The sequence below is a fragment of the Streptomyces sp. NPDC037410 genome, assembly GCF_055602235.1.
The window spans coordinates 74,271-88,292 of sequence record NZ_JBVJWR010000005.1; the positions used below are offsets into that span (position 1 = coordinate 74,271).

5 protein-coding genes are annotated in these 14,022 nt (G+C 74.2%); 4 read left to right on the top strand and 1 reads right to left on the bottom strand.

What is annotated here, in order from left to right; genetic code table 11:
* Position 1: 1 nt before the first annotated feature.
* Positions 2-1,489 carry an MFS transporter gene (locus ACZ7HT_RS09925; RefSeq protein ID WP_471163084.1) on the bottom strand — a complete coding sequence of 496 codons (1,488 nt, stop codon included), beginning with the start codon at positions 1,487-1,489 and terminating at the stop codon, positions 2-4.
* Between the two features lie 56 nt (positions 1,490-1,545).
* Between ACZ7HT_RS09925 and pdxR the strand changes: the two genes are divergently transcribed.
* The 4 genes from pdxR (at position 1,546) to ACZ7HT_RS09945 (ending at position 13,958) form a co-directional block, all read left to right on the top strand.
* The gene (pdxR, locus tag ACZ7HT_RS09930; protein WP_471162341.1) at positions 1,546-2,952 is read left to right on the top strand and encodes a MocR-like pyridoxine biosynthesis transcription factor PdxR; all 1,407 of its coding nucleotides are present in this window, start codon (positions 1,546-1,548) and stop codon (positions 2,950-2,952) included.
* A 306-nt stretch (positions 2,953-3,258) separates the two neighbouring features.
* On the top strand, positions 3,259-3,855 hold the full coding sequence (locus ACZ7HT_RS09935; protein ID WP_471162344.1) for an RNA polymerase sigma factor: 597 nt from the start codon (positions 3,259-3,261) through the stop codon (positions 3,853-3,855).
* On the top strand, positions 3,852-4,205 hold the full coding sequence (locus tag ACZ7HT_RS09940; protein WP_471162346.1) for a hypothetical protein: 354 nt from the start codon (positions 3,852-3,854) through the stop codon (positions 4,203-4,205). The genes ACZ7HT_RS09935 and ACZ7HT_RS09940 overlap by 4 nt, the downstream gene beginning before the upstream one ends.
* A 378-nt stretch (positions 4,206-4,583) precedes the next feature.
* On the top strand, positions 4,584-13,958 hold the full coding sequence (locus tag ACZ7HT_RS09945) for a type I polyketide synthase (RefSeq protein ID WP_471162349.1): 9,375 nt from the start codon (positions 4,584-4,586) through the stop codon (positions 13,956-13,958).
* The last annotated feature ends 64 nt before the right edge of the window (positions 13,959-14,022 follow it).

The window sequence follows — 14,022 nt, forward strand, 5'->3', positions numbered from 1 at the left end:
GTCACGCACGGCCACCCTCCGCCCGGCGGTCGCGCCAGGCCGGGGGGAGGGCCGTGAGCATCAGGACGGCCGTGAGGGCGAAGGCCCACGGATAGCCGGTCCGGGCCGCGAGGATCCCGAAGCCGACGGCCCCGACGCCCATGCCCGCGTCGAAGGCGAAGTTCCACAGGGCGCTGACCGTGCCGTAACCGGAGGCGGGGACGCGCGCGTACATCAGCGTCAGGGTGGCGTTCTGGGTGATGCCGAAGCCCGCCCCGAACAGCGCCGTGCCGAGGACGACGGCGACAGGACTGTGGGCGAGGGAGATGAGCAGCACTCCGCCGGCCGCGACGGCGAGGCCGGGCAGGAGGAGCGCGGCCGGTCCGTGCCGGTCGCCGTGCCGGCCGGCGACCCAGCGGGCCGCGGTCGCCGCCGCCGTCTGGGCGAACAGGGCCGTGGCGACGACGCCGGCAGAGGCCGACGGCACGGCGAGCGGGAGGAAGGTGACGAGGATTCCGGCGGCGAGCGCGGTGGCCGCGAAGACGAGGGTGGGCCGGGCCAACGCGGGCGTGCGGAAACCGGCGGTCACCCCGATCGGCCGTTCCGAGCCCGCGTCGTGGTCCGGCGGGCCTGCGTCGCGGCGGTCCGCCGAGCCCGCGTCGTGGTCCGCCGAGCCCGCATCGCGGTGGTCCGTCAGGCCCGCATCGCGGTGGTCCGTCAGGCCCGCATCGCGGTGGTCCGTCAGGCCCGCATCGTGGTCCGTCGGGCCGGTATCGCGATCCGCCGAGCCCGTATCGCGGTCCGTCGGGCGCTTATCGCGGTCCGTCGGGCGCGTATCGCGGTCCACCGAGCCCGTATCGCGGTCCGCCGGGCCGCAATCGCCGTCCGGCACGCCCGCGTCGCGATTCTCCGAGTCCGCCTCGCGGTCCGGCAGGCCCGGTATCGAGGCGATGGCGGCCAGCGCGGCCACGGCCCCCGCGGCGAACACCGGCCCGTACCCCACCTGGGACACCAGCCACACCCCCAGCGGCAGCGCCACCAGCGACGGGATCCCCGTCACGATGCCGACGAGCGCGAGGCCCTCGCCGCGGCGCTCGGCCGGGATGAGCGAGGCCGTCAGGGCGCCGCCCGCGACGACCGTGAACGCGAAGCCCAGGCCGCGCAGCACACAGACCGCCGCGATCCAGACCGCGCTCCCGGATGCGGCGAGCGCGAACGCGGGCGCGCCGAGGAGGAACAGCCCCGCCACCAGCGTCACGCGGTAGCCGAACCGGTCGACGAGCCGGGGCGTCGCGAGCTCGCCGCCGACCGTGGCCGCCATCAGGGTGCCCGTGGCGAGGCCGGCGGCGTCGCCGTGGCCGCCTCCGGTCACCTCGGCGTAGAGGGGGACGACCGACAGGAGCAGATAGAAGCTCGTCGAGGCGCCGATGATCGAGACGAAGCGCAGCAGCAGGGGCCGCGTCACCAGGGGCGTCCGTGAACCGGCGCCCTCCGCTTGGGAGTTGAGCATCTTGGTCACGCGGACGACGCTAGGGGGCCGGGCGGTCGCCGGTAAGATCCGATTCCATGCCTCTGGAGTGGTCCGGTCTGTCGCCCGAGCTGCTCCTCGTCGTCGACCGGGACAGCGGCGAGACGCTGCGGTCCCAGGTGGAGCTGGGGCTGCGGGACGCGATCCGGACCGGGCGCCTGCGGGTGGGCGAACGACTGCCGTCCTCCCGCGAGTTCGCCCGGATGCTCGGAGTGTCGCGCGGGCTCGTGCAGGAGTGCTACGCCCAGCTCCAGGCCGAGGGGTACCTCGTCACGCGCGCCGGCTCCGCGACCCGGGTCGCCACCGGCGCGGTGCCACCGCCGGCGGCCGCCGCACCGCTCCGGGAATCACCGCGTCTCGTCGCCGACTTCGCCTGGGGCGTCCCGGACTTGAGCGGGTTCCCCCTCGCCGACTGGCTGTGGGCCACCCGAGAGGCGGCGCGCGCCATGCCGTCGTCGGCGCTCGGATACGGGGATCCACGCGGCAGTGCGGAGCTCCGCGAGGTCCTCGCCGGATATCTGCGGCGCGTGCGCGCCGCCGCGGCCGATCCGGAGCGGACCGTCGTCTGCTCCGGCTACGCGCAGGGCCTCGGCCTGGCCCTGCGCGCCCTGGCGGGGACGGGTGTCCGCACGGTGGCGTACGAGGATCCGGGCTCACCGGCCACGGTGTCCGCGGCCGCGTCCCGGGCGGGCATGTCGGCGGTCCCCGTACGGGTCGACGAGCACGGCATCGACGTGCGGGCCCTCGCCGCGACCGGCGCCCGCGCCGTCGTCGTGACCCCCGCGCACCAGTGGCCCACCGGTGTCCCCCTGGCACCCGAGCGGCGGCTCGCACTGATCGAGTGGGCCCGCGGCCGGGACGCGATGATCATCGAGGACGACTACGACGCCGAGTTCCGCTACGACCGCGAGCCGGTGGGTGCCCTGCAGGGGCTCGCCGCCGACCGTGTGATCTCCCTGGGCACCGTGAGCAAGTCCCTCGCGCCGGCGCTGCGCATCGGCTGGATGCTCTGTCCGGCCGCGCTCACCGGGGCGGTCGTCGAGCAGAAGCGGCTGAGCGACCGCGGCTCGCCCACGCTCGACCAGCTCGCCCTCGCCACGCTGATCGAGTCCGGTCGTTTCGACCGGCACCTGCGACGGATGCGGACGGTCTACTCGGCGCGGCGCTCGGCGCTGGTGGCCGCGCTCGCCGAGCACGCCCCCGAGGCCGGGGTGACCGGTCTCGCGGCGGGTTTCCACGCGGTGGCGCACCTCGCCGGACCGGCCGACGAGCGGGCCCTGGTCGCCGCCGCCCGCGCCCGGTCCGTCGGGCTCTACGGCTTGAGCGCCTGTCGCACCTCACCCGCGCCCGAGCCGGTGCGGCTGGTCCTGGGCTTCGGGAACGTCGGCGAGCGGGCGATCTCCGAGGGCATCGCGGCGGTCGGCGATCTGCTCAGGGGGCGCTGACCTGCTCAGGACCGGCTCCTGACCTGCTCCCGACCAGCTCCTGACCTGCTCCCGACCGGCCCCGGAGCAGGTTCCGAAAAAAACTTCTGAGAACCGCGAATCCTCTCGGCACCTCCCCGTCTCTTATGTGTGTACCGGCCGAACGGGCCGGAGGAACACGGAGGGAAGAGGAACTATGTGGACTGCCATCATCGTGGTCGGCGTCGTGCTCGTGGGTATGTGCAGCTGGCACCTGATGCGTCGCTTCAACAAGAGCCGCACCTGACCAGCGCCTGCGCGCGGGGCGCCTTCCGGTATGAGTAGCACATGAACCAACGCTTCCCCTGGCCTGACGAGCGGCTGATCAAGGCCGCTCAGGACGGCGACGTCACGTCGCTCACCACCGTCGTCATGGAATCGCAGCCGCATGTGCGCAAGTTCGCCATCTCGCTGTGCGCCTCGCCGCAGGACGCGGAGGACGCCGCACAGGAGGCGCTGATCATCCTGTACCGGAAGATCGGCACCTTGCGGGCCACCGGCGCGCTTGCCTCATGGATGTTCCGGATCGTGCGCAACGAATGCCTCCGGCAGGTGCGGCTGCTCATCGCCATGCGCGACGAGGGGTCGGCCGAGCCGGAGGCGTGTGCGGAACCTTCCGCCGAGGAGGCCGTGCTGTACCGGCTGGAGGTGGAGCGGATCGCGGCCGCGGTCAGCGCCCTTCCCCGTGACCAGCGGCAGGTCCTGATCATGCGGGACGTGCAGGGCCTGCCGGGCAGGACAGTCGCCCAGACGCTCGGCCTGAGCACCGCCGCGATGAAGTCACGGCTGCACAGAGCACGCGCGTCGCTGCGTCATGCGCTGGAAGCGACCGACCAGGCATCAGATCAAGCCATCGACCAGCCAGTCGAAGGAGACTCACCATGAAAACCGTGAACATCGTGAAGCCCCCTCAGGGCGCGAAGTCCCCGGTCATCGCACCGACGGAGGTCAAGACCCCGCCCGCGGCGCCGAACTTCGCCAGCAAGTCCGTCCCGCGCCACCTGGCGCGCGGCCTCATCGGCTTCGGGCTGATCATCGGCGCGATCGCGACGGTGCCCGTCTACGGCCCGGCCACCCTGCTCGCGGCCCCGCTGGCCCTGATCGCCTTCCGCGGCTGCCCCACCTGCTGGATGGTCGGCCTCGTGCAGACCATCTCCCGGGGCCGTCTGGAGCGCCAGTGCGTGGACGGCGTCTGCACCCTGACCAAGGCCGACCCGGCGGCGAAGGGCAAGTAATCCCCGCCGCCTCCGCCTTCCGCCCGGCCTGACGCCACCCTCCTGTCGGGGGTGGTGTCACCGGGCCGGAAGGCTTCGGCCGTCCTGCGACATGGCGTGAAACAGATCCCCCGCTGTAGCACACGCAAGTGTCGTACAGATTATCCGTCACATTCGTTTTCCCTGCCAACTCGCCACTCTGGCCATTGGTTTACGGAGCGCCGCCTCGGTGCTAGGGTCCGAATCGAGATTGAGATGGCAGGGCTGCTGAGTCAGCGACGCCGTTGATCGTGCTTCTACGGGGGGAGCAGAACACCCATGATCCGCCATGCCCAGATTGAGGCGGCAGCATCACAGGTCGATACGGAATGTCCATCTGGCGGCACAGTGCCCCCTGAGATGGACGACCGGACCGTCGCCGTCGTCGGCGTTTCCTGCCGCTTTCCCGGCGGGTCGAACCCCGCCGAATTCTGGAATCTCCTCAGGAGTGGCCGCGACGCCATAGCGGAACCGCCCGCGGATCGCGCACACCTCGGCGTCCGGGACGACGGCTCACCGCGCCCCGGTGGTTTCCTGCCCCGTGTCGACGCCTTCGATGCCGAGTTCTTCGGCATTTCTCCGCGCGAAGCCGCGGCGATGGACCCGCAGCAGCGGCTCGTCCTGGAGCTCGCCTGGGAGGCCCTCGAGGACGCCGGCATCGTCCCGGCCGCGCTCGCGGGCTCCGCCACCGGCGTCTTCGTCGGCGCGATCACCGACGACTACACGACCCTCACCCACGCGGCCGGCCCCGAGGCCACCTCCGCGCACACGGTGACCGGCCTGCACCGCGGCATCATCGCCAACCGCGTCTCGTACGCCCTCGGGCTCCAGGGACCGAGCATGGTGATCGACAGCGCGCAGTCATCGTCGCTGGTCGCGGTGCATCTGGCCTGCGAGAGCCTGCGGCGCGGCGAGTCCGTGACGGCGCTGGCCGGCGGGGTCAACCTCAACCTCGCGCCGGAGAGCACCCAGGCCCTCGCGGCCTTCGGCAGCCTCTCGCCCGACGGCCGATGTCATAGCCTCGACGCACGGGCGAACGGCTATGTCCGCGGTGAGGGCGGCGGCGTGGTGGCGCTCAAACTCCTCAGCCGGGCCCTCGCCGACGGGGACCGCATCCACTGTCTGCTGCACGGCGGAGCCGTGGGCAGCGACGGCGCGAGCGCCACCCTCCCCACCCCCGACGAAAAGGCCCAGGAACGCGTCATACGCGACGCCTGGCAGAATTCTGGTATACCGCTGGAACAGGCGCAGTACGTCGAAATACACGGGTCAGGCACCCGGGTCGGCGATCCCATCGAAGCCTCCGCTCTGGGCGCCGTATTCGCCTCCTCCCGCACGCCGGATAATCCCCTCCGGCTCGGATCCGTCAAGACGAACATCGGCCACCTCGAAGGCGCCGCCGGCATAGCGGGTCTCGTCAAGACGATTCTCTGCCTCAAGGAACGGGAACTCGTTCCAACGCTCAACTATCAAACCCCTAATCCGGAGATCCCGTTCGAGGAACTGCGGATCGCCGCCTCCACCGAAACCGGTCCGTGGCCGAATCCCGACGTTCCGCTCGTCGCGGGTGTCACATCGGTGGGAATGGGCGGTACGAACTGCCATCTGGTCCTCGGCGAATGGCGGGGCGAGCCGTCCCCGACCGTCGAGAACAAGCCTGAGGCAAAGACGTCCGACGCCGTCGCGTGGGTGCTTTCCGGACGCGGCGACAAGGCGCTCCGCGCCCAGGCCGCCCGGCTCCGCGCACACCTCGCCGAACGGCCGGAATGCGACGTCGCCGAGGTCGCCCGGGCCCTCGCCCACGACCGCACCGCCTTCACCCACCGCGCCGTGCTCACCGGCTCCGGCCGCGACGACCTGCTGTCCGCCCTGGACGCGGTCGCCGACGCCCGGGTCACCCCGTCCGCGGTCGAGGGCAGCAGCAGCCGGCCCGTCCGCGAGGCCGTGTTCGTCTTCCCCGGTCAGGGTTCGCAGTGGGCCGGCATGGCCGCCGAACTCCTGGACAGCTCCCCCGTGTTCGCCGAGGTCGTGGCGGACTGCGAGCGCGCCCTTCGGCCGTACCGCGACTGGTCGCTGACCGACGTCCTGCGCGGACGCGACGGCGCGCCCGCCCTCGACCGCGACGACGTCGTACAGCCCGCCCTGTGGGCCGTGATGGTCGGCCTCGCCGCGCTGTGGCGGGCCGCGGGCGTCGAACCGGCCGCGGTCGTCGGCCACTCGCAGGGCGAGATCGCCGCCGCCACCGTCAGCGGCGCCCTCACCGTGGACGACGCGGCCCGCCTGATCGCCGTCCGCAGCACCGCCCTCGGCGCGCTCGCCGGGCGCGGCGGCGGGATGCTCACCGTGGGACTGCCCGCCGACCGGGTCCGCGAGGACCTGGCCGGATTCCCGCGCCTGAGCGTGGCCGCCGTCAACTCGCCCGGCATGACCGTGGTCGCCGGTGACGGTGACGCCCTGGACGCGCTGGCCGCGCGGTACGGCGAGGACGTCCGTACCCGCCGCATCCCGGTCGCGTACGCCTCGCACAGCCCGCACGTCGACGCCGTGCGCGAGACGCTGCCCGCCGAGCTCGCCGGGATCGCGCCGCGCGCCGGGAGCGTGCCGCTCCACTCCACCGTCACGGGCACGGCCCTCGACGGCTCCGAACTGGACGTCGACTACTGGTACCGCAACCTGCGGGAGCCGGTGGGCTTCGAGCCCGCCGTGCGCGCGCTCCTCGACGCGGGCCACGAGCTGTTCATCGAGATGAGCCCGCACCCCGTCCTGGCGCTCGCCGTCCAGCAGACGGCGGAGGCCGCCGATCTGCCGGTCGCCGCGCTCGGCACCCTGCGCCGCGGCGAGGGCGGACCGCAGCGGCTGCTGCTCGCGTTCGGCGAGGCGTTCTGCCACGGCGCGGAGGTGGACTGGTCCGCCGTCCTGCCCGTCGGCACCGCCCGCGCCGAACTGCCCACGTACGCCTTCCAGCGCCGCCGTCACTGGATCTCCGGGCAGCCCCACGCCGCCCGGGCCCTGACGCCGGCGCCGCGGGCAGCGGTGCTGCCGGAGGACACCGACGACGCCTCCGAGGCCGAGCCGAACCGCTCGCTGACCGGACCGGCCGCCCTGGAGCTCGTGCGGGCGCACACCGCCGCCGTCCTCGGCTACGACTCGGTCGGAGAGATCGAGCCCCGGCGGACGTTCAAGGAGTTGGGCATCGACTCGGCGATGGTCGTCGAGCTGCGCAACCGGCTCGTCACCGCCACCGGGCGCAAGCTCCCCACCACCGTCGTCTACGACCACCCGAGCCCGGCCGCGCTCGCCGCGCGGCTCGCGGACGCGGAGCAGCAGGCCGCAGCCCCCGAGGCCCCGCAGGATCGGGACCGGGACCAGGACGACCCCGTGGTGATCGTGGGCATCGGCTGCCGCTTCCCGGGCGGGGTGGACTCCCCCGAGGCGCTGTGGCGGGTCGTCGCCGAACGGCGCGACGTGATCTCGGGCTTCCCGGCCGACCGCGGCTGGGACCTCGACGGCCTGTACCACCCGGACCCGGCCCACGTCGGCACGACGTACGTCCGCAACGGCGGCTTCCTCGACGGCGCGGCGGAGTTCGACGCCGAGCTGTTCGGGATCTCGCCGCGCGAGGCACTGGCGATGGACCCGCAGCAGCGCGCCTACCTGGAGGTGTGCTGGGAGGCCCTGGAGCGGGCCGGGATCGCCCCGGACTCCCTGCGCGGCACGCAGACGGGCGTGTTCGCCGGTGTCATGGCCCAGGAGTACGGTCCGCGGCTGGGCGAGGCGGGCGCGGGTGCCGCCGGGTTCGGTCTGACGGGCACGACGTCGAGCGTGGCCTCGGGCCGCGTCGCGTACACCCTCGGCCTCCAGGGCCCGGCCCTGACCGTGGACACGGCGTGCTCGTCGTCGCTGGTCGCGCTGCACCTGGCGGTGCGCGCCGTCCGCTCGGGCGAGTGCTCGCTCGCCCTCGCCGGCGGTGTGGCGATCATGTCGACGCCCGGCATCTTCGTCGAGTTCTCGCGTCAGCGGGGCCTCGCGACCGACGGCCGCTGCAAGAGCTTCTCGGCGGACGCGGACGGCACGGCCTGGGCCGAGGGCGTCGGTGTCCTCGTCGTGGAGCGCCTGTCGGACGCCCGGCGGCTCGGGCACGAGGTGCTCGCCGTCGTGGCGGGCACGGCCGTGAACCAGGACGGCGCCTCCAACGGCCTCACCGCGCCCAGCGGCCCGGCCCAGGAGCGGGTCATCCGCGCCGCCGTCCAGGACGCCGGTGTCGCACTCTCCGGTGTCGACGCGGTCGAGGCGCACGGTACGGGCACGGTGCTCGGCGACCCGATCGAGGCGCAGGCCCTCCTCGCCACGTACGGCAACGAGCGCGACGGCCGACCCCTGATGCTCGGCTCCCTCAAGTCCAACCTGGGTCACGCCCAGGCGGCCGCGGGTGTCGGCGGCGTCATCAAGATGGTCATGGCGATGCGTCACGGGGAACTGCCCGCCTCCCTCAACGTCGGCACGCCCAGCAAGCTCGTCGACTGGGACAACGGCGGCATCGAGCTCCTGACCGAGCCGCGCCCCTGGCCCGCCACCGACGGCAGGACCCGCCGCGCCGGCGTCTCCTCCTTCGGCATCAGCGGCACCAACGCGCACATCGTCCTCGCGGAAGCCCCCGCCGCCCCCCTCCCGGCCGGGACCGAGCCCGGGGACGGCGGCACCGCACCGCTGTGGGTGCTGTCCGGACGGACCGAACCGGCGCTGCGCGCCCAGGCCACCGCGCTCGCCGACGCCCTCGACACCCGCGGCACCCTCGGCGAGGTGTCGGACCGTGACCTCGGCCGCGCCCTGGCCACCACCCGTACCGCCCTCGACCACCGCGCGGTCGTCGCCGCCGAGGACCGTACGGAGGCCGTCGCCGCCCTGACCGCCCTTGGCCGCGGCGAGCCGCACTCGGCGCTGACCCTGGGCACGGCGCGCACCGACGAGGGTCTCGCGTACCTCTTCACCGGGCAGGGCAGCCAGCGGGTCGGCATGGGCCGTGAGCTGTACGAGTCGGAGCCGGTCTTCGCCGCCGCCCTCGACGCGGTCTGCGCCGAACTCGACGCCTGCCGCTCCTCCGTGCCCGGCACGCCGCCGATCCGCGAGGTGATGTTCCACGACGGCGAGGCGCTCGACCGCACCGAGAACACCCAGTGCGCCCTCTTCGCCCTCCAGGTGGCGCTGTTCCGTCTCCTGGAGCACCGGGGCCTGACCCCCGACGCCGTACTCGGCCACTCCATCGGCGAGTTCGCGGCCGCGCACGTCGCCGGGATCCTCAGCCTGCCCGACGCCTGCGCCCTGGTCTCCGCGCGAGGCCGGCTCATGCAGGCCCTGCCGTCCGGCGGCGCGATGACGGCCGTCCAGGCCTCGCAGGAGGAGGTCGCCCCGCTTCTCGCCGGCCGTGAGCACGAGGTGAGCATCGCCGCCGTCAACGGCCCGCTGGCCGTCGTCGTCTCCGGCGACGTCGAGGCCGTCGAGGAGATCGCCGCCGCGTTCGCCGCCGAAGGCCGCAAGACCCGTCGGCTCGTCGTCAGCCACGCCTTCCACTCACACCGCATGGACGGGATGCTCGACGCGTTCGCCGCCGTTACCGCGACGGCCCGGTACGCGGAGCCGCGCGTCCCGATGGTGTCCACCGTCACCGGCGGAACCGTCGAGATCACCGCCGACTACTGGGTGCGTCAGGTCCGCCGGGAAGTGCGGATGTCCGACGGTCTCGCCGCGCTCCACGAGCTCGGGATGCGGACCTACCTCGAACTCGGCCCCGACGGCGTGCTGTCGGCCCTGGGCCAGGACTGTCTGGACGACGAGGGGCTCGCGTTCGTGCCGGTGCTGCGCCGCGGCCGGTCCGAGCGGCGCACCCTGGCGTCCGCGCTCGGCGCCCTGCACGTCCGGGGCAGCAGCCCCGACTGGCAGGCCGTGTTCGGTCCGGGTCGGACGCCCGCCCTGCCGACGTACGCCTTCCAGCGGGAGCGGTACTGGCTGACGGCGAGCGGCACCGAGGGGGCGGCGGGCCATCCGCTGCTCGGCCCGGCCGTCGAGCTCGCCGAATCCGGGCAGACCGTCCTGACCGCCCGGCTCGGCCGCCGTACCCACCCCTGGCTCGCCGACCACGCCGTCCTCGGCTCGGTCCTGCTGCCGGGCACCGCCTCCCTCGAACTGGCCGCCCGCGCCGGTTCGCAGACGGGCACGCCCCGGGTCGCCGAGCTCACGCTCCTCGCCCCGCTGGTGATCCCGGACGAGGGCCGCACCGAGGTGCAGGTCGTCGTGGCCGCGCCCGGCGAGGACGGTCAGCGCGCGGTGACCGTGCACGCCCGCACCGAGACGCCGGACGGCGCCGTCGAGCCGTGGACACTGCACGCCACCGGCGCGCTCGCCCCGCACGACGCGGCCGCCGCGCCCGCCGCGGCCCGGCCCGCCGGAGGGGGCGAACCGCTGCCCGTCGACGGCTGCTACGCCGAACTGGCCGCCTCGGGCTACGCCTACGGCCCGGTCTTCCAGGGCCTGCGCGCCGCGTGGCGCCACGGCACCGACCTGGTCGCCGAGGTCGCCCTGCCGGCGTCCGTCACCGACGCCGCCTCCTACGGGCTGCACCCGGCGCTGCTCGATGCGGCCCTGCACCCGATCGTCATCACGGAGCTCGACGACGGCGGCCGCCGTCTGCTGCCCTTCTCCTGGCGCGGCGTGACCGTCCACCAGCCGGGCGCCCGCTCCACCCGCGTGCTGATCCGCGCCACCGGTCCTGACGCGGTGTCGCTGACCCTGGTCGACGAGGCCCACGCGGTGGTCGCCGAGGTCGAGGAGCTCGTCCTGCGCCCGGTGAGCGACGCCGTGGCCGTCCCGCGCTCGCTCCACCGCCTGGACTGGAAGCCGGCCGCGGCGGAGGCGGAGGAGTCCCCGCGCGCGGTGTCGCTCGGCTCGGTCGACCTGGGCGTCGGCCCGCTGTACGGCGACCTGGCGGCGCTGGGCGAGGCCGTCGACTCGGGCCTCCTTGCCCCCGACGTGGTCTTCGCACCGCTCGCGGAGCCCGCCGAGAGCACCGGACCGGCCGTGCACCGCGCGCTCGCCCTGCTCCAGGGCTGGCTGGCCGACGACCGGTTCGCCGACTCGCGCCTGGTGCTCGTCACCCGGCAGGCCGTGGCCACGACGCCGGACGCCGACGCGGATCCGGACACCGCGGCCGTATGGGGGCTGGCACGCTCGGCGCAGACCGAGAACCCCGGCCGCGTCGGACTCCTCGACGTGGAGACGGCGGAGGACTGTCGTACCGCGCTGCCGCTGATCGTCGCCGAGCCGCAGCTCGCCGTACGGGACGGAGCCCTGCTCGTGCCCCGGCTCGGCCCGGTGACGGCCGGCGGTGCCCTGGTTCCCCCGGCCGGCGCGGCCGCCTGGCGGATGGTGGTGCGCGAGCGCGGGACCCTGGACCACCTGGCTCTCGAACCCTTCGCGGAGGCCCTGGCCCCGCTGGGCGACGGCGAGGTGCGCGTCGCCGTGCGCGCCGCGGGCGTCAACTTCCGCGACGTCCTGGGCACCCTTGGTCTCTACCCCGGCGATCCCGGTCCGCTCGGCCTCGAAGGGGCCGGTGTGGTCACCGAGGTCGGTCCCGGTGTCACGGAACTCGCCGTCGGCGACCGGGTCATGGGCCTGTTCTCCGGGGCGTTCGGGCCGATGGCCGTCACCGACCACCGTCGGATCGCCGTCATGCCCGCCGACTGGACGTTCGCCGAGGCGGCGTCCGCGCCGATCGTGTTCCTCACCGCCTACCACGCCCTGGTCGACCTCGCGGGTCTGACCTCGGGCGAGCGCGTCCTGATCCACGCCGCCGCCGGCGGTGTCGGCATGGCGGCCGTGCAGCTGGCCCGGCACCTGGGTGCCGAGGTGTACGGCACGGCGGGCCCCGGCAAGTGGGACGCCCTGCACGCCCTCGGCCTGGAGGGGAAGCACCTGGCGTCGTCCCGCACGCTGGACTTCGAGGACGCGTTCGGCGCGGCCACCGAGTCCGCCGGCATGGACGTCGTCCTGAACTCCCTCGCCGGTGAGTACGTGGACGCCTCCCTGCGGCTGCTGCCGCACGGCGGCCGCTTCGTGGAGATGGGCAAGACCGATCTGCGCGACCCTGCGCTCGTCGCGGCCGAACACCCCGGCGTCGACTACCGCTTCTTCGACCTGCTCCAGGAGCCGACCGAGCGGATCGGCGAACTCCTCACGGCGGTCATGGCCCTGCTGTCGTCGGGGGCACTCACGCCGCTGCCGGTGAGCACCTGGGACGTCCGCCGGGCACCGGAGGCCTTCCGGTACGTCAGCCAGGCGCGCCACATCGGCAAGGTCGTCCTCACGCTCCCCGCGGCTGTCGACCCGGAGGGCACGGTCCTGGTCACCGGCGCCACCGGTGCACTCGGCGGGCTTGTCGCGCGGCACCTGGTCACCGAGCACGGCGCCCGCCGTCTGCTCCTGGTCAGCCGCCGCGGCGCGGACGCGCCGGGCTCGGAGGAACTCGCCGCCGAGCTCGCCGAGGCGGGCGCCGAGGTCACCCTCGCGGCCTGTGACACCGGCGACCGGGACGCGCTCGCGAAGCTGCTTTCCGGCGTACGGCTCACGGCCGTCGTGCACGCGGCGGGGGTGCTCGACGACGGCGTGATCACGGCGCTCACGCCCGAGCGTCTCGACACGGTGCTCGCCGCCAAGGCCACCGCGGCCCGGAACCTGCACGAGCTGACCATGGACCAGGACCTCTCGGCCTTCGTCCTCTTCTCCTCCGTCATGGGCGTCATCGGCGGCGCCGGCCAGGGCAACTACGCCGCGGCCAACGCCTCCCTGGACGCCCTGGCCCAGCACCGCTCGGCCCAGGGGCTGCCCGCGGTCTCCCTGGCCTGGGGCATGTGGGCGGACACCGCGGGCAGGCCCGGCGCCGCCGGCATGGCGGGCTCCCTGTCCGAAGCCGACCGGGTGCGCCTCGCCCGCACCGGCCTCGCGCCCATCGACCGGGCCGAAGGCCTGGCCCTGCTCGACGCGGCACTGCGCGTGGGCTCCCCCGCGCTCGTACCCGCCCCCCTCGACCGTGCCGCGCTCGGCGCGCTCGGCGACCGGCTGCCCACCGTGCTGCGGGACCTGGCCCCGGCCGCCCCGCGCCCGGCGGAGGCCTCGCCGGCCGCGGCGGCGCCGCGGGCGACCGAGACCCTGCGCGACCGGCTCGCGGTGCTGAGCCCGGCCGAGCGGGAGGAACTGCTCCTCGACCTCGTCCGGGTGCAGACGGCCGCCGTGCTCGGCCGGTCCTCCGCGGCCGGCATCCCCGCCGACCGGCCCTTCAAGGACATGGGCTGCGACTCGCTCACCCTCGTGGAACTGCGCAACCGGCTCCAGACCGCTTCCGGTCTGCGGCTGCCCGCCACGTTCCTCTTCAACTGCCCGACCGCGCAGGCGGTCGTGGCGCACCTGCACACCGAACTGGCCCCGGCCGAAGAGGAGTCCGCAGGGGACTCCGGCGACCAGACGGTCACGACGGCCCTGGCCGAACTCGACCGTCTGGAGGCGGCGCTCACGGAAATGCCGGACGACACCCGGGACGAGGTCCGGGCCGAGATCGTCCAGCGACTCCAGGCACTCGCGGCCCGGGTGCCCGCCCAGCGGGCCACGGCCGACACCGACGACCTGTCCGCACGCGTCGAGTCGGCCTCGGTCGACGAACTCCTCGCGTTCATCGACTCCGAACTCTGATCCCGGGTCCGGCCGCCGGACCCCCACTCCGCACCACCTGTTCGACGCGCGCGGCGTGCTGCGG